At 71.7% G+C, this 17,570-nt stretch carries 15 protein-coding genes; 7 read left to right on the forward strand and 8 right to left on the reverse strand.

What is annotated here, in order from left to right; genetic code table 11:
* The 3 genes from CS0771_RS18020 to CS0771_RS18030 all read left to right on the forward strand — a co-directional run bounded on the left by CS0771_RS18020 (position 1) and on the right by CS0771_RS18030 (position 2,924).
* Complete coding sequence (locus CS0771_RS18020; RefSeq protein WP_212842070.1) at positions 1–528, forward strand: hypothetical protein; 528 nt, start codon at positions 1–3, stop codon at positions 526–528.
* Between the two features lie 30 nt (positions 529–558).
* Positions 559–1,458 (forward strand): Gfo/Idh/MocA family protein, encoded by a 900-nt coding sequence (locus tag CS0771_RS18025; protein ID WP_212842071.1) that lies wholly within the window; start codon positions 559–561, stop codon positions 1,456–1,458.
* 98 nt (positions 1,459–1,556) lie between these two features.
* Entirely contained in the window at positions 1,557–2,924 is a 1,368-nt protein-coding gene (locus tag CS0771_RS18030; protein WP_212842072.1) for a serine/threonine-protein kinase, read from the forward strand.
* Positions 2,925–3,014: 90 nt separating this feature from the next.
* Here CS0771_RS18030 and CS0771_RS18035 read toward each other — a convergent pair whose 3' ends face one another.
* A complete protein-coding gene (locus CS0771_RS18035; protein WP_212842073.1) occupies positions 3,015–4,373 on the reverse strand; it encodes a GH1 family beta-glucosidase in 1,359 nt (452 codons plus the stop codon).
* A 771-nt stretch (positions 4,374–5,144) separates the two neighbouring features.
* The gene (locus CS0771_RS18040; protein ID WP_212842074.1) at positions 5,145–5,744 is read right to left on the reverse strand and encodes an N-acetyltransferase; all 600 of its coding nucleotides are present in this window, start codon (positions 5,742–5,744) and stop codon (positions 5,145–5,147) included.
* Positions 5,745–6,071: 327 nt separating this feature from the next.
* On the opposite strand from CS0771_RS18040, the gene CS0771_RS18045 reads away from it, so the two are divergent.
* The gene (locus CS0771_RS18045) at positions 6,072–6,827 is read left to right on the forward strand and encodes an SDR family NAD(P)-dependent oxidoreductase (protein WP_212842075.1); all 756 of its coding nucleotides are present in this window, start codon (positions 6,072–6,074) and stop codon (positions 6,825–6,827) included.
* 306 nt (positions 6,828–7,133) lie between these two features.
* Here CS0771_RS18045 and CS0771_RS18050 read toward each other — a convergent pair whose 3' ends face one another.
* The 4 genes from CS0771_RS18050 to CS0771_RS18065 all read right to left on the reverse strand — a co-directional run bounded on the left by CS0771_RS18050 (position 7,134) and on the right by CS0771_RS18065 (position 11,244).
* Positions 7,134–7,628, reverse strand: coding sequence for a DIP1984 family protein (locus tag CS0771_RS18050; protein ID WP_244870864.1), 495 nt, complete (start codon positions 7,626–7,628; stop codon positions 7,134–7,136).
* A 128-nt stretch (positions 7,629–7,756) separates the two neighbouring features.
* Positions 7,757–8,716: a carbohydrate ABC transporter permease gene (locus tag CS0771_RS18055; RefSeq protein ID WP_212842076.1), complete on the reverse strand. Its 960-nt coding sequence runs from the start codon at positions 8,714–8,716 to the stop codon at positions 7,757–7,759.
* A 70-nt stretch (positions 8,717–8,786) separates the two neighbouring features.
* Positions 8,787–9,806 carry a carbohydrate ABC transporter permease gene (locus tag CS0771_RS18060; protein ID WP_212842077.1) on the reverse strand — a complete coding sequence of 340 codons (1,020 nt, stop codon included), beginning with the start codon at positions 9,804–9,806 and terminating at the stop codon, positions 8,787–8,789.
* A gap of 91 nt (positions 9,807–9,897) precedes the next feature.
* A complete protein-coding gene (locus CS0771_RS18065; protein ID WP_212842078.1) occupies positions 9,898–11,244 on the reverse strand; it encodes an ABC transporter substrate-binding protein in 1,347 nt (448 codons plus the stop codon).
* Between the two features lie 331 nt (positions 11,245–11,575).
* On the opposite strand from CS0771_RS18065, the gene CS0771_RS18070 reads away from it, so the two are divergent.
* The 3 genes from CS0771_RS18070 to CS0771_RS18080 all read left to right on the forward strand — a co-directional run bounded on the left by CS0771_RS18070 (position 11,576) and on the right by CS0771_RS18080 (position 13,985).
* Positions 11,576–11,779, forward strand: coding sequence for a cold-shock protein (locus tag CS0771_RS18070; RefSeq protein ID WP_120320032.1), 204 nt, complete (start codon positions 11,576–11,578; stop codon positions 11,777–11,779).
* A gap of 200 nt (positions 11,780–11,979) precedes the next feature.
* Positions 11,980–12,774: a trans-aconitate 2-methyltransferase gene (locus tag CS0771_RS18075; protein ID WP_212842079.1), complete on the forward strand. Its 795-nt coding sequence runs from the start codon at positions 11,980–11,982 to the stop codon at positions 12,772–12,774.
* 182 nt (positions 12,775–12,956) lie between these two features.
* Positions 12,957–13,985 (forward strand): adenosine deaminase, encoded by a 1,029-nt coding sequence (locus CS0771_RS18080; protein ID WP_212842080.1) that lies wholly within the window; start codon positions 12,957–12,959, stop codon positions 13,983–13,985.
* Between the two features lie 63 nt (positions 13,986–14,048).
* Here CS0771_RS18080 and CS0771_RS18085 read toward each other — a convergent pair whose 3' ends face one another.
* Together CS0771_RS18085 and CS0771_RS18090 are read right to left on the reverse strand one after the other, a co-directional pair.
* Entirely contained in the window at positions 14,049–14,519 is a 471-nt protein-coding gene (locus CS0771_RS18085) for a type II toxin-antitoxin system PemK/MazF family toxin (protein WP_212842081.1), read from the reverse strand.
* Between the two features lie 10 nt (positions 14,520–14,529).
* Complete coding sequence (locus CS0771_RS18090; RefSeq protein WP_212842082.1) at positions 14,530–17,496, reverse strand: EAL domain-containing protein; 2,967 nt, start codon at positions 17,494–17,496, stop codon at positions 14,530–14,532.
* Positions 17,497–17,570 lie beyond the last annotated feature (74 nt).

Here is a 17,570-nt window from a genome sequence, read left to right on the forward strand (position 1 = left end):
GTGTCGATGACCACGCTGCGCCGCAACGCCTGGTGGGTGCTGCCCGAGCTGGCGGCCCTGACCCTGGTGGCGGTGTTAGGCCTGGTCGCGCCGCCCGCCGGGCTCGACGACGCGCTCGCCGCGCGGGTGGCCGCGATCCTCACCGAGTCCTCCCCGGCCGAGCACCATGCGCACGGCCACGACGTGGCCGCCGAGGACACGGTCATGTGCACCGCCGAGACCATGGGCACCGAGCCCGCCGCGGCCACCCGGATCGAGGACGTGCGCGTGGTGTACGCGTACTTCATGTGCGCCGCCGGGGAGCCGGGGCAGCCGTGGGACTTCGCGGCCCGCATCTCCGGCCCGGTGGTCGTCGAGCTGGGCGAGCCGCCCGTGGTCCGCATCGCGCAGGCCGGGCTCGGCTACCGCGACCGGGTCACCGCGATGCTGCCCGACCGGTACGAGGACTGGGCCTTCAGCGGTTTCCGCGACAAGGAGCTGCCGACCGCGCTGCAGCGCCGCTACCTCGACGAGGTGGCCGGAGCCTAGTCCGCGGGGCGCCCCACTACGCTGATCACCATGCGATTCGGATTATTCGGCACCGGCTACTGGGCGGAGCAGACACAGGGCGCGGCGCTGGTCGCCCACCCCGAGGCCGAGCTGGTGGGCGTGTGGGGCCGCGACGCGGGCAAGGCCGCCGCGCTGGCCGAGCGCCTGGGCGCCCGGGCGTACGGCGACCCCGACGCGCTCATCGCCGACGTGGACGCCGTCGCCGTGGCGCTGCCGCCGGACGTGCAGGCCCCGATCGCCGAGCGGGCCGCCCGCGCCGGCCGCCACCTGCTGCTGGACAAGCCGCTCGCGCTCACCGTCGCCGACGCCGACCGGGTCGTCGCGGCCGTCGACGCCACCGGCGTGGCCAGCGTGGTCTTCTTCACCGGCCGCTTCGATCCGTTGGTGACCGCGGCGCTGGAGAAGGCGTCGGCCGCGGGCGGCTGGGGTGCTGCCCGGGTCACCATGTGCGCCTCGATCTTCGCGCAGGGCGGCCCGTACGCGGGCTCGGCCTGGCGCAAGGTGCACGGCGGGCTGTGGGACCTCGGCCCGCACGCGCTGTCCCGGCTGCTGCCCGTGCTCGGCCCGGTGACGGAGGTGACCTCGCTGGCCGGGGCGTACGCCACCAGCCATGTGCTGGCCCGGCACGAGACCGGCGCGGTGAGCGCGCTGACGCTGACCCTGGACGCCCCACCCACCGCGCTGCTGTTCGAGTACCAGCTGCAGGGCGAGGCCGGGATCCTCGACCTGCCCGGCGGCTCGGGCGACCCGGTCGCCGCGTTCGGCCGCGCGATCGACGAGCTGCTCACCCAGGTGCGCGCGGGCCGCCCGGAGCACCCCTGCGACGTGCGTTTCGCCCGCGAGGTGGTCGCGGTGCTGGCCGCCGCGCAACAGTCCCAAGAGGAGGGACGCACGGTCCCGGTGCGCTGACCGCCGCCGCTGGTCGCGGCCGAACCGGTCAAGTGATCTGGAATCGTTGCCGGGCAAACCGTTGACACCGCGGCTGATCATGCCGCAACGTGCCGTTCATGACCGACTACAGCTACCCGCTGCGCGCCGGCGACCTTCTGGTCGAGCGGTATCGCCTGATCGACAGGATCGGCGCCGGGGGTATGGCGGTCATCTGGCGGGCCCGGGACGAGACGCTGGACCGGCTGGTCGCGCTGAAGGTGCTGGACCCGCGGCTGTCCGGCGACGAGCGGCTGCGCGAGCTGGCCCGGCGCGAGGCGTGGGCGGTGGCCCGGCTCAACCACCCCGACGTGGCGGGCGTGCACGACTTCGTGCGCACCAGCACGCCCGACGGCCGCGAGGTCGCCCTCATCGTGCTCCAGCTCGTCGCGGGCGAGCCGCTGGCCGACCGCATCGCGCTGGGCGCGCTGCCCTGGCGGGAGGCGGTGCGCATCGGCGTACGCATCGCGACCGTGCTGGAGGTGGCGCACCGCCGCGGCGTGGTGCACCGCGACATCACCCCGGACAACGTGATGGTGCACGGCGAGCAGGTCACCGTGCTCGACTTCGGCATCGCCGCGCGTATCGGCGAGCCCGACGACGACAGCACCGGCGCCAGCTTCGGCACGCCCGCGTACGTCGCCCCGGAGCGGCTGGACGGCATGCCCGCCGAGGCCGCCACCGACGTGTACGCGTTCGGCGTGGTGCTGTACGAGATGCTGACCGGCCGCCCGCCGTTCCGGGTGCGCGGCTGGGACGACGTGGCCGCCGACCACGGGCCGCCGCCGGTGCCCGAGGTGCCGGAGCTGCCGCGTGCGGTCGCCCAGCTGGTGACCGCGTGCCTGCAGCGTGATCCGTCGGCCCGGCCGATGGCCGCCGAGGCGGCCCGGGTGCTGCGCGCCGCGCTGGCCCGGCCGCAGCGCCGCTGGCTGCTGCCCGCGGCGGCCGGCACGGCGGCGGTGGTGGGGCTGGGCGTGCTGGCGTGGGCGCTGCCGCTGCGCGACTCGCCGGACGACCCGGGCCAGGCCCGGACCAGCCCGCCCGCGAGCACGCCCGGCTTCGGCGCGCAGGCGCCGGGCTCGCCCACGGCTGGCGCGTCCGCGCGCCCGTCCGCAGTGGCGTCCCCGCCCGCCCGCCCCACGGCGACCGCCGGTGCCTCGGCGAGCGCGTCGGCGGCCGCGCTGACGGTCAAACAGGCGCAGTCGGCCGCGCTGGCCACCATCGCGCTGGCCGAGCAGCAGGGGCTGCGCTCCGATGTGGCGCTGGACCTGCGCAATCTGGTGAACAACCTGGCCAACTCGCAGGCCACCGGGCGGCCGCTGGACGCGGAGATCCAGTCCGTGTATTCGAAGATCGATTCACGGGTGGCGGAGGGCTCGCTCAGCCCCGAGATGGGCGAGCGGCTGCACGGCGACGTGGCGGCGCTGGCCCGCGCGAAGGCGGCCTGAGAACGACGTACGGGCCGGGGACCTTTCGGTCACCCGGCCCGGTCACCCGATGGCGTGGACTCGCGGGTCGCCCACCACCGAGGAGGTCTGTCAGAGGCCGTTGTCGCGGATCACCTGGGAGTACCAGTGCGCGCTGGCCTTGGGAACGCGGCGCTGGTCGGCGTAGTCGACGTAGACCAGGCCCCACCGCTGGTCGAAGCCCTGCTCCCACTCGAAGTTGTCCATCAGCGACCACACGTGGTAGCTCTCCAGGTTCACCCCGTCGGTGATGGCCCGGTGCGCCGCCGAGAAGTGGTCGCGCAGGAAGGCGATGCGCCCGTCGTCCCGCACCGTGCCGTCGGCGCCCAGCGTGTCCGGCGTGGGCAGCCCGTTCTCGGTGATGGTCAGCGCGATGTCGCCGTAGTCCTTCTTGATGCGGGTGAGGATGTCGTACATGCCCTCGGGGTAGATCTGCTGCCAGAACGCCTCGCTGGTGCGGTGCTTCTGCACCGTCTCGCCGTCGGCGGTCACGTACAGCGGGCAGTAGTACTGCACGGCCAGCAGCTCCACCGGGGAGCCGATGACGTCCAGGTCGCCGTCCTTGATGTGCTCCTGCATCGGGGAGAACGTCGCCACGTCGTCGAGCACGTCCTGCGGGTAGGCGCCCTTCAGGATCGGGTCCAGGTAGAGGCGGTTCTCGTACCCGTCGTGCAGGATGGTGCGCTGCCGGGCCTCGTTGCTGTCGTCGGCCGGGTAGCACGGGTGCAGGTTCAGCGCCGGGCCGATGCGGGTCGACGCGCTCAGGTGCGGGCGCATCGCCTGCACCGCCAGGCCGTGTCCGAGCAGCTGGTGGTGCGCCACCACGTACGCCGCCGCGGGGTCGCAGTGGCCGGGGGCGTGGCTGCCGGACAGGTAGCCGTTCTGCACGATGGTCTTCGGCTCGTTGAGGGTGAGCCAGTTGGGCACGGCGTCGCCGAGCGCCTCGGCGAGCACGGCCGCGTAATCGGCGAACCGGTAGGCGGTGTCACGGTTCTCCCAGCCGCCGTCCACCTGCAGCTCGTGCGGGGTGTCCCAGTGGTAGAGGGTGACCATCGGGGTGACGCCGCGCTCGCGCAGGCCGTCCACCAGGCGACGGTAGAAGTCCAGGCCCTTGGCGTTGACCGGGCCGCGGCCGCCGGGGATGACCCGCGGCCAGGAGATGGAGAAGCGGTACGAGCGCAGGCCCAGGTCCCGGATCAGGTCCAGGTCGTCGGCCCAGCGGTGGTAGTGGTCGGCGGCGACGTCGCCGGTCTCCCCGTTGCGCACCTTGCCGGGCTTCCTGGAGAAGGTGTCCCACACTGAAGGACCGCGCCCGTCGATCGCGGTCGCGCCCTCGATCTGATACGCGGAGGTGGCTGCTCCCCAGATGAAGCCGTCGGGGAACTGCAGACCGAGCGATGTGGGCGCCGGCTGCGGCGTGTTGCCTGGCATTGGTGCTCCTCAAATACTGGGAAAAGGACTGATCATGGGTGGGAACGCTCCCATGATCGGGTACAGTCGTCCCTGTCCCGGTGACGGGTGGAGATGTGGTTTCTGACTTTCGCATACTGGCGCAAGTCTGGTGCTGATGAGCCATGTGGCGGAGAATGCCGATTGGTATGGGGACGGGGAAGGGCAGTCCCCGCCCCCATCGGGTGCTCACGCCCTGTGCCTGCCGGGCGGCAGGGTCACGAGGCAGCGTGACGCGCGGGAGCCGTTGGCACGCGACGTAGTCGCGAGCTTCACCTCCTCTCCGGCACCCGGAGGGAGGTCGGTCGCCGGTCGTAGGGAGATCGGCGACCGACCGCCTCGGGAGCGGCCGGCGATGGCGTCCGGGCGGGCCATCGACGGGACGAATTCTTACATTGATGAACATCCGTGGAAGCGTTCCCATGGACGTTTGATGGAACGATAGCGACAACTGAGCGCGGAGGGAAGACCCTTCACCGCCCCAGAATCTCCGGGCAACCACCAGGAAATCCTTGCCTGCTAACCGAATCGGCCGCGACCTGCGGAAGCGCTCCCATGGCAGGCCGCCGATGTGTCCGGCGTGTTTCCACATTGACACGCCCGGGGGAACGCGAAGGCCCTGCGCGGGCTCCCGGGCATGATCGCCGTCTCGTGTCGGAACCTACGGTTGGGCCTCAGGTTCCGACACGAGACGGCGATCTTCCCGCTGCGGCCACCCGGCAGGGCGCGGTGCGGGGCTTGGCGCCGGTGTCTTCAGGGCGCCGGCCGGGGGTCGCGCCACAGCGTCCACTGTGGCGGGCCGGAGCGCATCGGCGGCTCGCCCGTCACGGTGAACCCATGCCGCCGGTAGAAGCTCAGGTTGCGCTCGTTCGAGGACTCCAGGTAGACGGGCAGCCCCGCGGCGTCGAAGCGGGTCAGCGCGTCCTCCAGCAGCAGCGAGCCCAGGCCGGTGCCGCGCGCGGCCACGGTGGTGCCGATGAACTCCAGATACCAGTGGTCGGCGGGCTGGCGCTCGTGCAGCCGGTCGATCTCGCCCATCCGGCCCAGCAGCCGCGGCAGCCGGCGGCCGGTGGCGCGCAGCAGCGGCAGGGCGGCCCGCGCCACGGCCGCTGTCGGCAGCTGCCACTCCCGCGGCGGCGCCCACATGGTCACCGCCTGCCGGTCCGGCGTGGTGTAGACGTGGCCGCGCGGGATCGCATACCGCAGCAGCGCCCCGAAAATCCGCTCCAGCCGCCCGTGGCGACCTTGCGGCGGCACCATCCAGCACCACACCGGGTCGTCCCCGAACGCCTCCGCCAGCGTGCCCGCCAGCGCTGCCACATCCCCGTCCACCGCAATACGAACATCACTCACATCCCGCATCCTGCCCCACCCACCCATCTCCCGCACCCACCGTTCGGTCCGCCCACCCCACCCCGCGCCGCCCCCGCCAGGCTCCACGCTGCCCGGTGGCCCTGCGCTGGACTGCGCGGGGCCGGCCGAGGAGGGCCGGGTTCGACAGGGCAGGTGCACCGGGTAGGCCGGGTTGGCTCGGGTTGATCATGAACTTATGGCAGGGGTCGGCGGCGTGTCGCGACCCTAACTTCATGATCAACGTGGGGTGGCTCGGTGGTGCGGGGCGGGGCGGGCGGCGGTGGGTGGTGGGCGGTGGGTGGGCGGGGGGAGCGTTAGGGTCAGGAGATGAGTGATCATGGGGAGGGAAGGCCGCTGGCGGTGGTCAGCGGTGCGGGCACCGGGATCGGTGCGGCCACGGCGCTGGCGCTGGCGGAGCGCGGATACGACGTCGTCGGGATCGGACGGCGGGAGGCGGTGCTGGCCCGCAGTGCCGAGCGGATCCGGGCCGCGACCGGTGCGGAGGTCGGCATCGTCACCGCCGATCTGGCGGAGCCGGAGGCGGTCGCGCGGGTCGCCGCCGAGCTGGCAGGCCGGACCGTGGACGTACTGGTCAACAACGCGGGCGGGTTCATCGGGCGGGACGGCGACGGGCTGGACGCGGTGGCGCGGCAGTGGCGGGCGACCTTCGACGCCAACGTGCTCACCGCCGTGCTGCTCACCGAGGCGCTGCTGCCGCTGCTGCGGCGCCCCGGCGGGCGGGTGGTGCTGCTGAGTTCGATCGCGGCGCAGCGGGGCGGTGGCGGGCCGTACTCGGCGGCCAAGGCGGCGCTGCACGGCTGGGTGCTGGACCTGGCGTCGCGGCTCGGCCCGGAGGGCGGCACGGCCAACGTGGTCTCGCCGGGCTACGTGGCCGAGACGGAGTTCTTCGGCGACCGGATGACCGCGCAGGGCCACGCCGACCGCGTCGCGCAGACGCTGGTCGGCCGGGCGGGCAGACCCGGCGACATCGCCGAGGCGGTGTGCTGGCTGGCGGGGGAGTCCGGCGGGTACGTCACCGGCCAGATCATCAACGTCAACGGCGGCTCGGTCCTGGGCCGCTGACCGGTTCCGCACGGCTCACGTCGTGATGCGGCGAGGGGCGCCCTCCGTGCTGGAGGGCGCCCCTCGCGTCGCCGGTGGCCGGGCGTGCGGTGCCCCGGACCCGCCCTCGCCGTCGTGGATCTGCACGTGGTGGTGTGCTGTTCGCCGTGCGCGGTCACGTGTGCTCCGTGGGGGCGTACACGATGATCGGGGAATCGAACCCCCGCGCTGCCCTCCGCGCGCCAGAGAAAGTGGACCGGAACCGCCGGCCCTCGGATGTGCACGCCTCCATGACGGCTACCTGCTGCACGCTCGGCCACCGGCGGGTCATTCCAGGAGGTCGGCCTCCCAGTTGGCGCGCTGGATGTCCACGTCGACCTCGCGGATGTCGCGGGCCAGCCGGTCGGCTTCGGCGCGCAGGTCTGCCACGGACAGGGCGCTGAGCATCTTCAGTTCGGAGCGCAGCTGGCGTACGGCGATGCCGCGCTGGTCGCGGCCCGCAGCGGCGTCGGCGGCCGCGGTGACCACGCTGTGGCGCAGCCGGAGCACGTCTCGGCGGGCGAGCGCCTCGGTGAGGGTGAGCCCGTGCACGGTGCGCACCGTGGCGTTCGTGCGGTTGATCCGGCTGATCAGCGCCTCCAGCTCGTCCAGCGCCCCTGCCACCTCGGCCAGCAGCGCCTGCGCGTCCTCGGCGGGCTCCTCACCCTCCTGGTAGCGGGCGCTGCCGACGATGCGGGCGCGTAGCTGATCGGCCCGGCGCACCGCGTCGGCCCGTAGCGCGAGGGCCTCGGCGAGTTTCACCGTCATACCTCCCCGTGTCATGAGGAGGCGAGCCTAGCGGAGCCGTCCTGCGGGGCGCGGTCGTGGTCGCACGGTGCTGCCGTGAGGCGTTAAGAAGGGCACCTTCTTATACGCATAGCGTTAAGAAGGTGCCCTTCCTTGTGTACGGGTCAGCCCTTGACGCTGCCGGCGAGGAGGCCGCGGACGAAGTAGCGCTGCAGGGAGAGGAAGACGGTCAGCGGGACGATGATGGAGACGAAGGCGGCGGCGGTGAGGCGCTGCCATTCGTTGCCGCGGTTGCCCGCCAGTTCGGCCAGGCGGACCGTGAGCGGGGCGTTCTTCGGGCCGGGGGCGAAGATCAGGGCCACCAGCAGGTCGTTCCAGACCCAGAGGAACTGGAAGATGCCGAAGGAGGCCAGCGCGGGCACGATCAGCGGGAGCACGATGCGCCGGAAGATCTTCGCGTGGCTCGCGCCGTCCACCTTGGCCGCCTCGACCAGGTCGCCGGGCAGCTCGGCCATGAAGTTGTGCAGCAGGAAGACGCCCAGCGGCAGCGCGAAGCAGGTGTGCGCGAACCAGACCGTGATGAACTTGCCCGGCCCCTCCAGGTCCCACGCGGGCAGCACCTGGACGCCGCCGAGCGAGACGCCCTCGTTGAAGAACGACAGCAGCGGGATCAGCGCCATCTGCAGCGGCACGATCTGCAGCGCGAAGATGCCGACGTACACCCAGTCGCGACCGCGGAAGCGGGTCCAGGCCAGCGCGTACGCTGCCAGCGAGCAGAACGCCAGTGGGAACAGCACCGACGGGATCGTGATCACCAGCGAGTTGATGAAGTATCCCGCCAGGCCGCCCGATGCCGAACGGGCCCCGAACAGCACCTGGTGGTAGTTCTCCAGCGTGAACTGCGGGTTGGTGAAGAAGTTCCACCAGCCGTTGGACTTGATCTCGTTCTCCGGGCGGACCGAGGAGACCAGCACGCCGAACGTGGGCACGGTCCACAGCAGCGCGATCACCAGCGAGACCGCGCTCGCGGTGCGGCTGGTCAGCTTCTTGCGCACCCGCCCCGCCGCGGTGCGCGGCACCTCGGGCTCGGGAGCCGCGATGACCGTTTCCGTACCCGTGCTCATCGCTTCTCCTCGCTGCGCTCGTCGGTGCGATGAGCTGACACTGCCTGCTGGATTCGCTCGCGAAGCTCGCTCATCGGGCTCCCTCCAGCCGGCGGCGGCGTACGACCCTGACCTGGTAGATCACGATGGGTATGACGAGCACGAACAGCAGCACCGCGAGCGCGGCGCCCTTGCCGTTCTCGTCGGCGCGGAACGAGTAGGTGTACATCTCGTTGGCGACGACGCTGGTGCCGAACTGGCCGCCGGTCATGGTGCGCACGATGTCGAAGATCTTCAGGGTGCCGATCGAGATGGTCACCATGACGACGACCAGCGCGGGGCGGATGCTGGGGATGGTGACCTGCCAGAACATCTGCCACGGGGTGACGCCGTCCAGGCGGGCCGCCTCGACGATGTCGGCTGGGATGGCCTTGATCGCCGCGGACAGCACCACCATGGCGAAGCCGGCCTGGATCCACACCATCACCGCGATCAGGAACAGCGTGTTCCACGGGCCGTCCAGCAGCCACTGCTGCGGGGTGCCGCCGAACGCGACCACGATCTGGTTCAGCAGGCCGATCTGCGGGGCGCCCTCCTGCCGGTACTCGTACACGAACTTCCAGATGATGCCGGCGCCCACGAACGAGATGGCCATCGGCATGAAGATCAGCGATTTGGCGAAGGACTCGAAGCGGGCCCGGTCCACCAGCACCGCGTACACCAGGCCGACCGTGGTGGAGACCGTGGGCACCAGCAGCACCCAGAGGAAGGTGCTCAGCAGCACGCCGTACTGCACGGGGTCGGCGCCGAAGTCGGGGAGCATGCCGGAGTTCTTGTCGGTGAACATCCAGACGAAGTTGTCCAGGCCGACGAACTCGTCGGAGTCCGCGTCCATGAAGGCCAGGATCAGCGTGCGTACGGCGGGCACGATCAGGCCCACCAGCAGCAGCAGGCCGGCCGGGGCCAGCAGGCCGAGCGCCACCCAGCGGTCCTTGTGGCTCGGCAGCACGTCCAGCACCAGCAGCAACAAGCCCACCACGGCCGCGAAGGCGACGATGCCGTACACCAGCATCATCAACTTCGGGCCTTCGGCGGTGAAGTCGAAGCTCACGCGGTTCTCCTCGGGGGCCGGTCGGGAGGAAGACTACGCCGTGTGGGCCCCGGATCGGAGCCCACACGGCGTAGGTAGATCAACTACGGCCTCACTTGGGCCAGCTGGCCTCGATGAAGTCGAGGGTCGCCTTGGTGTCCTTGCCGTTGATCCAGTCGGTCATGCCCTTCCAGAAGGAGTTCGCGCCCACGGCGGCCGGCATGAGGTCCGAGCCGTCGAAGCGGAACACCGCGCCGGTGTCCTGCAGGATGCCGACCGCCACCTTGTCGATCGGGTTCGCGACGTTCGCCACGTCCAGACCCTTGTTGGCGGAGATCCAGTTGTTCAGCTTCGCCCGGCTGTTGGCGAAGTCGGCGCTGGCCAGGTAGGTCTGCACCGACTGCACCGCGTCGCCGTCGGTGAACGCCGCGACGAACTCGCCGCCGCCCAGCACCGGCTTGCCCTTGGCGGGGTCGATCGCCGGCAGGTAGAAGGCGAACGCGTCGCCGTCCTCGGCCACCTTGGTGCCCTGCGGCCACTGGTTGGCGTAGAAGGACGCCTGGCGGTGCATGCCGCACTTCTTCTGGACGACCGGCAGGCCGCCGTCCTGGAAGGTGGTGGTGGCGATCGACTTCACGCCGCCGATGCCGCCGTTGACGTACTTCTCGTTCTTCAGGATCGAGCCGACCCGGTCGGTCGCCGACACGATGCGCTGGTCGTTGAACGGGATCGTGTGCGCGACCCACTGGTCGTACACCTCCGGGCCCTGCTCGCGCAGCAGCACGTCCTCGATCCAGTCGGTGGCCGGCCAGCCGGTCGCGTCCTGCGAGCCGATGCCCGCGCACCACGGCTTGATGCCCGCGGCGGCCATCGTGTTGCTCAGCGCGATCATCTCGTCCCAGGTCTGCGGGATCTTCCAGCCCTTCTCCTTGAACAGGGAGGGCGAGTACCACACGAACGACTTCACGTTCGCGCCGAGCGGGGCGCCGTACAGGGTGCCGTCGACCGTGGCGTACTTGAGCCAGTCGGGCGCGAAGTTCTGGGTGGCCATGGCCTTGGTCTTCTCGCCGGCGGCCTTGAGCTTGCCGCCCTTGGCGAAGAACTCCAGCAGACCCGGCTGCGGGATGAAGGCGAGGTCCGGGGCGTCGCCGCCCGCCACGCGCACCTTCAGCTGCGCCTCGAACTCGCCGCTGCCCTCGTACTCGATCTTCACGCCGGTGCAGTCGGCGAACTTCGCCCACGCCTGCTCGAGCAGTCCGGCCTCGGCGTCACGGATGGGGGAGTAGATGGTGACCGTCTCGCCGGCGATGCCCGTGTAGTCGGCGAACGCCGCGCATTCGGGAGTGTCCAGCTTGCCCTCGGAGGTGCTGCCGGAATCGCCACCGCAGGCCGCGACGGTGAGCGCCAGCGCCACCGCCCCGGTGAGCGCGAGCAGACGCCGCTGTCTGTTGGATGCCATTGGAGTTTCCTCCTCGTAACTGTGTCGGAGCGCAGCCCTCTGGTGCCGGACTACCGCAAGGTGACGCAAGTTATGCAAGCGGTTTCGATCTCGAACTGTCCAGCGCTGACAACAGTAAGGTTCGTAACGATTCGGAAACCACCTCGGTACCGGATGTGACGATCATCCCGCCCCACGGCGGCTTCGCGGTGGGCTACACTGGCGGCGGTTTTTGTGTAAGTGGTCTGCTCGCGTTGCCCTCCCTGAGAGGACCGCAGGTGCCGCTGCTCAAGTGGCCAGCCCCCGCACGAGGTGTGCGGAGCGGTTCGTTTTGCGCAAGGAATTGGTGAAAATGGCTCAGGGAACCGTCAAGTGGTTCAACGCCGACAAGGGCTTCGGCTTCATCTCCGTCGACGGTGGTGGCGCTGACGTCTTCGTGCACTTCTCCGCGATCCAGGCCAGCGGCTTCCGCAGCCTCGAGGAGAACCAGCGCGTGGAGTTCGAGATCGTGCAGGGCGCCAAGGGCCCGCAGGCGGACGCGGTTCGCCCGCTCTGATCTCCCCGACACCTACGGGCCGGTCTTGACCGGCCCGTTTGTCGTTCCGCGCTGCCGTACGGCGCGCTGGAGCGCTCCGAGCCCCGCATCCTGCCCTGTATGCGGGGCTCGTTGCTGTCCCGGGCTTGTGCGCTGCTCGGTGCGGGGGCTATCTTTAAACCAAGACGTACGTACGGTTTACTGGATGGCGGAGGCCCGCGATGTGGAACCCCGAGACCTACCTGCGCTTCGCCGACGAGCGCGGCCGTCCCTTCGTCGACCTGCTCGCCCGGGTGCGGGCGGACAAGCCGCGGCAGGTCGTGGACCTCGGCTGCGGCCCCGGCAACCTCACCGCCACGCTCGCCGCGCGCTGGCCCGGCGCGGCCGTGCGGGGCCTCGACTCGTCGGCCGAGATGATCGAGCGCGCGGTCGCCGACCAGGGCGCCGACGGCCCGGTGGACTACGCGGTGGGTGATGTGCGCGACTGGCGCCCAGGCCCCGAGACGGACGTGGTCGTCACCAACGCCGTGCTCCAGTGGGTGCCCGGCCAGGAGGAGCTGGTCAGCGCCTGGGCGCGGGAGCTGCCCGCCGGGGGATGGCTCGGCCTGCAGGTGCCCGGCAACCACGACGCGCCCGCCCATCAGGCGCTGCGGGACCTGTGCCTGTCGCCGCGCTGGGCAGACCGGCTCGGCGTCGTCGGCGAGCAGGTGCGCGGCGTGCCCGAGCCGGCCGAGTACGCCCGGCTGCTGCGCGACGCCGGCTGCGCGGCAGACGTGTGGGAGACCACCTACCTGCACCAGCTGCCGGTGACCGGGGGCCTGCACCCGGTGCTCACCTGGCTGTCCGGCACCGCCCTGCGCCCCGTGCGGGCGCTGCTGTCCGAAAGCGACTGGGACGCGTTCTGCGCCGAGCTGGAGCCGCAGCTCGCGGCCGCCTACCCGGCCCACCGCGACGTGGTCGACTTCCCGTTCCGCCGCGTCTTCGCGGTCGGCCACCGCACCTCCGTGGATCACTGACCCCGCCGCGCGGCGACGCAGGCCCCCGCGCGCGGCGCTTGATCGTCTGACTTGCCTGGCACACGGGCGAAAGCGCGCCCAACATACGCCCGTCTGCCAGGCAAGTCGGACGATCTTGGCGCGGCCCGCGGCGGGCGGTGACCGGTAGCGAATGATCGGGTACGGAGAGGTAGGGTGCCGGCATGGCTAGTGACGATCTTGCTGGTTTCATCGCCGGACTGCCCAAGGCCGAGCTGCACGTGCACCACGTCGGCTCCGCCTCGCCCCGGACCGTGGCCGAGCTGGCCGCGCGGCACGAGGGCCGCAGCCCGGTGCCCGCCGACCCCGCCCTGCTGGCCGAGTACTTCACCTTCACCGACTTCGCGCACTTCGTCGAGGTCTACCTGAGCGTGGTCGACCTGATCCGCGACGCCGAGGACGTGCGCACGCTGACCTACGGCGTGGCCCAGGACCTGGCCGCGCAGCAGGTGCGCTACGCCGAGCTGACCGTCACTCCGTATTCGAGCGTCGCGCGGGGCATCCCGGCGGAGGCGTTCTGCGAGGCCATCGAGGACGCGCGGCGGGAGGCCGAGAAGGAGTTCGGCCTGGTGCTGCGCTGGTGCTTCGACATCCCGGGTGAGGCCGGGCTGCCCTCGGCGGAGCAGACCCTGCGCATCGCGCTGGACCAGCGGCCGGACGGGCTGATCAGCTTCGGCCTCGGCGGGCCCGAGATCGGGGTGCCGCGGCCGCAGTTCAAGCCGTACTTCGACGCCGCCCGCGCGGCGGGGCTGCGCAGCGTGCCGCACGCGGGGGAGACCACCGGCGCGCAGACGGTCTGGGACGCGATCCGCGAGCTGGGCGCCGAGCGCATCGGGCACGGCATCTTCGCGGCGCAGGACCCGGCGCTGCTGGACCACCTGGGCGAGCACGGCATCCCGCTGGAGGTGTGCCCGACGTCGAACCTGCGTACCCGGGCGGTGGCGGACCTGTCCGAGCACCCGCTGGCCAAGCTGGTGGCGGCGGGCGTGCCGGTGAGCGTCAACTCCGACGACCCGCCCATGTTCGGCACCACGCTCAACAACGAGTACCTGGTGGCGGCGAAGCTGCTGGACCTGGACGCGGCCGGGGTGGCCGAGCTGGCCCGGCAGGGCGTGCGCCACTCCTTCGCGAGCGGGCAGGTGAAGTCCGCCCTGCTGGCCGAGATCGACGCCCACGCGGCGACGGCCGCCTGACCTGTGCTCGAAGCTCTCGCCCTGCTGTGCTGACGGCAGGGCGAGAGCCGGTGGAAGCCGGGGTCAGACCCCGTGCAGGGTGCGGACCTTGCGCCAGACGACGGTGTCGAGCGACCCGGCCCGGTTGGAGAAGGCCGGGGTCGAGATCGTGATCGGGTCGCTGAGGTCGAGGAAGCTGTTGTGGTCGGCGTCGGCGTCCCAGGTCGTGGTGGGGATCTCGATGTGGTCGGTGCGGTGCCGCTGGTCCTGGCTGGTGATCTTCAGGACCTCGTACGCGCCGCGCCGGAACCGCAGCACCACGCAGGGGCGCACCTTGGAGCCGGTGCCGTCCTCGTAGGGCACGTCGGCCCACCAGATCTCGCCGGGCTGCGGCCCGGACTTCGGCGTCTTGTCCGCCTTCGGCGCGCGGGGCACCGGCCGGGCGGGCGGGCGCCTGCCGGCCGGGCCCGCCGTGGGGCGGGTGCGGGCGCGGTACAGCCACCACGCGACGCCGAGCGCGGCGAGGACGGCCAGGGTCGTCAGGAGCAGCCACATGATCGGCAGTCTAGGCGGCCTCGCCGAGCAAGGTGTACGCCACGTCCGCGCCCACCGGTTTGGAGAACAGGAAGCCCTGGCCGTAGCCGCAGCCGAGCCGGAGCAGGTGGGCCCGCTGCTGCTCGGTCTCGATGCCCTCGGCGATCAGGTCCAGGCCGAGGTTACGTCCCATCAGCACGATGGTGCGCACCAGCTCCCCGCTGCGCCGGTCGGTGTTGATCTGCCAGACGAACGACCGGTCGATCTTCAGCGCGTCGATGGGCAGCCGGTGCAGCGCCTCCAGGGACGAGTAGCCGGTGCCGAAGTCGTCGACGTGCAGCTGGCAGCCCAGCTCGTGCAGCATGTTGAGGATGTCGCGGGCCGGGGCGACGTTCTCCATCACCACGCCCTCGGTGATCTCCACGGCGAGGCTGCCGCCGGGCGGCCGGTGCCGGTCGAGCGCCTCGGCGATGTCGTCGATCACGTTGCCGCCCCAGAACTGCCGGTTGGAGACGTTGACCGCGACGCTCAGCCCGCTCGGCGCGCCCGTGGCGTACCAGGCGGCGAGCTGGCGGCAGCACTCGTCGACGATCCAGCGGCCGATCGGCACGATGAGCCCGGTCTCCTCCGCGATGGGCAGGAACTCGGCCGGCGAGAGCAGCCCGCGCAGCGGGTGCCGCCAGCGGATCAGCGCCTCGAAGCCTTTGGTCTGGCCCGAGCGCAGCAGCACGATCGGCTGGTAGTGCACCTCGAACTCGCCGTTGTCCAGGGCCTGGCGCAGCTCGGTCTCGATCTGCAGCCGGGTGACCGCCTTGGCGTGCATCGCTACGTCGAAGACCGCGTGCCGCCCCTTGTGCCGCGACTTCGCGGAGTACATCGCGATGTCGGCGTCGCGCAGCAGGTCCTCGGCGTTGCTGTAGCGGCGGCTGGACAGGGTGATGCCGATGCTCGCGGTGACCACCACGTCCTGGCCGTGCAGGTGGAACGGCTGGGCGAGCACGGCGTGCAGCCGCTCGGCGACCTGTGCCGGGGTGTGCGGTGCGGTGACGTCGTCGAGCAGCACCAGGAACTCGTCGCCGCCGAACCGGGCCACCGTGTCGGACTCGCGCAGGGTGGACCGGATGCGCTTGGCCACCTGTTTGAGCAGCCGGTCGCCGGCCGAGTGGCCCAGGCTGTCGTTGACCACCTTGAACCCGTCGAGGTCGAGGAACAGCACGCCGAACGGGCGGCCGGTGCGCCGCCGGGACTGCCGGATGGCCTGGCGCAGCCGGTCCAGGAACAGGGTGCGGTTGGGCAGGCCGGTCAGCTCGTCGTACAGCGCGGCGATGCGCAGCTGCTCCTTCTGCCGCAGTGACTCCTTCAGCAGCGCCTGCCGGTCCAGCGCCACCGCCAGCAGCGCGGCCCACTGGTTGAACGGCTCCCGGCCGGTCGCGCCGACCGACGACACCACGTCCACCACCGCGAGGTAGCCCCAGTCGCTGGTCCCGCTCTTGACCGGCACCACGAAGACGATCAGGTTCGCGGCCGGGTCGGCCTGGTCGCGCAGCAGCTGCGGCGGGAACTCGCTGACCGGCTGCGTCGGCAGCGGGAGGGCGCTGTGCCCGCCGGGCAGGAACATCCCGGCCGTCTCCAGCGCGGCGTCCGACAGTGCCGGCGGCCGGCCCCCGCTCCACAGGCCGAAGCAGCCCGCCCGCACCCAGGTGCGGCGCATCCAGCCGAGCCGGGCGGGCTCCTGGTGCCCCCGCAGCAGGTCCATGCCCACCTCGTACTGCGCGGTCAGCGTCTCGCGCAGCCGGACGCTGTCCTGGAACAGGGTGCGCCCGCGCATCTCCATGAGCAGGAGCAGCACCCCGTTGGCGGGCCCGCCGTAGTCGTGGATCAGGTGCGCGATCTCGTACAGCGCCTCGGGGCGTCCCCCGGACAGGCGCAGCAGCAACTCCAGGGCCAGTCGCACCTCCTCGCAGGAGGGCCGGGCGGCCGACGCCTCGGGGGTGTCCTCCACCGCCCGCGCGACCACCGTCGCGGAGTGCACGATGTCGGCCGACTCGGCCGCCGACAGGGAGCCGTGCACCGGGGACACCGCGATGGCGATCAGGTCGGCCAGCCGCCGGTGCGGCTGGGGAGCGGTGTCGGCGTGGAAGGCGACGTCGCCGCTGCAGCCGCAGGACTCGCGGACGATGAGCGAGGTCGGCACGAGGATGGGCCCGGTGGCCGGTTCGCCGCGCAGCGCCGCCAGCAGCGTCTCGGCGGCGGTCCGGCCGATCATCTCCATCGGCTGGCGCACGGTGGTGAGCCGGGGGACGAGGTACGAACTGGAGCGCAGGTCGTCGAAGCCGACGAGCGCCTGGTCCTGGGGCAGCCGCAGGCCGGCGGCGGTGAGGGTGTCCATGATGCCGGTCGCGTTCTCGTCGGTGGCCGCGACGACGGCCGTGGACGGCATGCCGGCGGCCAGCATGCGCCGGGCGGCCTGTTCGCCGCCGTCGACCTGGTTGGTGGTGGCGGGGAAGAGCAGCCGGTCATCGGGCTCGATGCCGTGCCCGGCCAGCGCCTGGCGGTAGGCGTCGTAGCGTTCGCGGATGTCGGCGGTGGGCAGGTGACCCGCGAAGCCGATCCGGCGGTGGCCGTGGGCGACGAGATGGTCGACCGCCTCGGCGATGCCGGTGCGGTTGTCCGGCATGACCACCGGGCAGCCCAGTTCCGGCATCGGGTGGCTGACGGAGACGAGCGGGCGCCCGGTCGCCTGGATCGCGGCCAGGTAGCGGTGCGTGGCCGCGCGCAGCACCACCACGAAGCCGGAGACGTGCTCCCAGGCCACCGGGTAGGTCAGGTCCGACGGGTCGGTGACCTCGATGTGCTCGGTGCCGGCGTCCAGCGTCTGGATCGCGACGACGCCCGCGCCCGCCGTCGCGGCGGCGCGCGCGATCCCCGCCAGCACACCGCCGTAGTACCAGCCGCCGAGGAACGGCGACAGGACCCCGAGCGTGAGGTCTGGTGACACTTATCGACGGTATCTCGCAGACGTCGCGTATCCGGTCGGAACGGGCATTGCGCACGGTGGCACCGCCCGGCGCG

This window comes from Catellatospora sp. IY07-71, assembly GCF_018326265.1.
In the GTDB taxonomy this organism is placed as follows: domain Bacteria; phylum Actinomycetota; class Actinomycetes; order Mycobacteriales; family Micromonosporaceae; genus Catellatospora.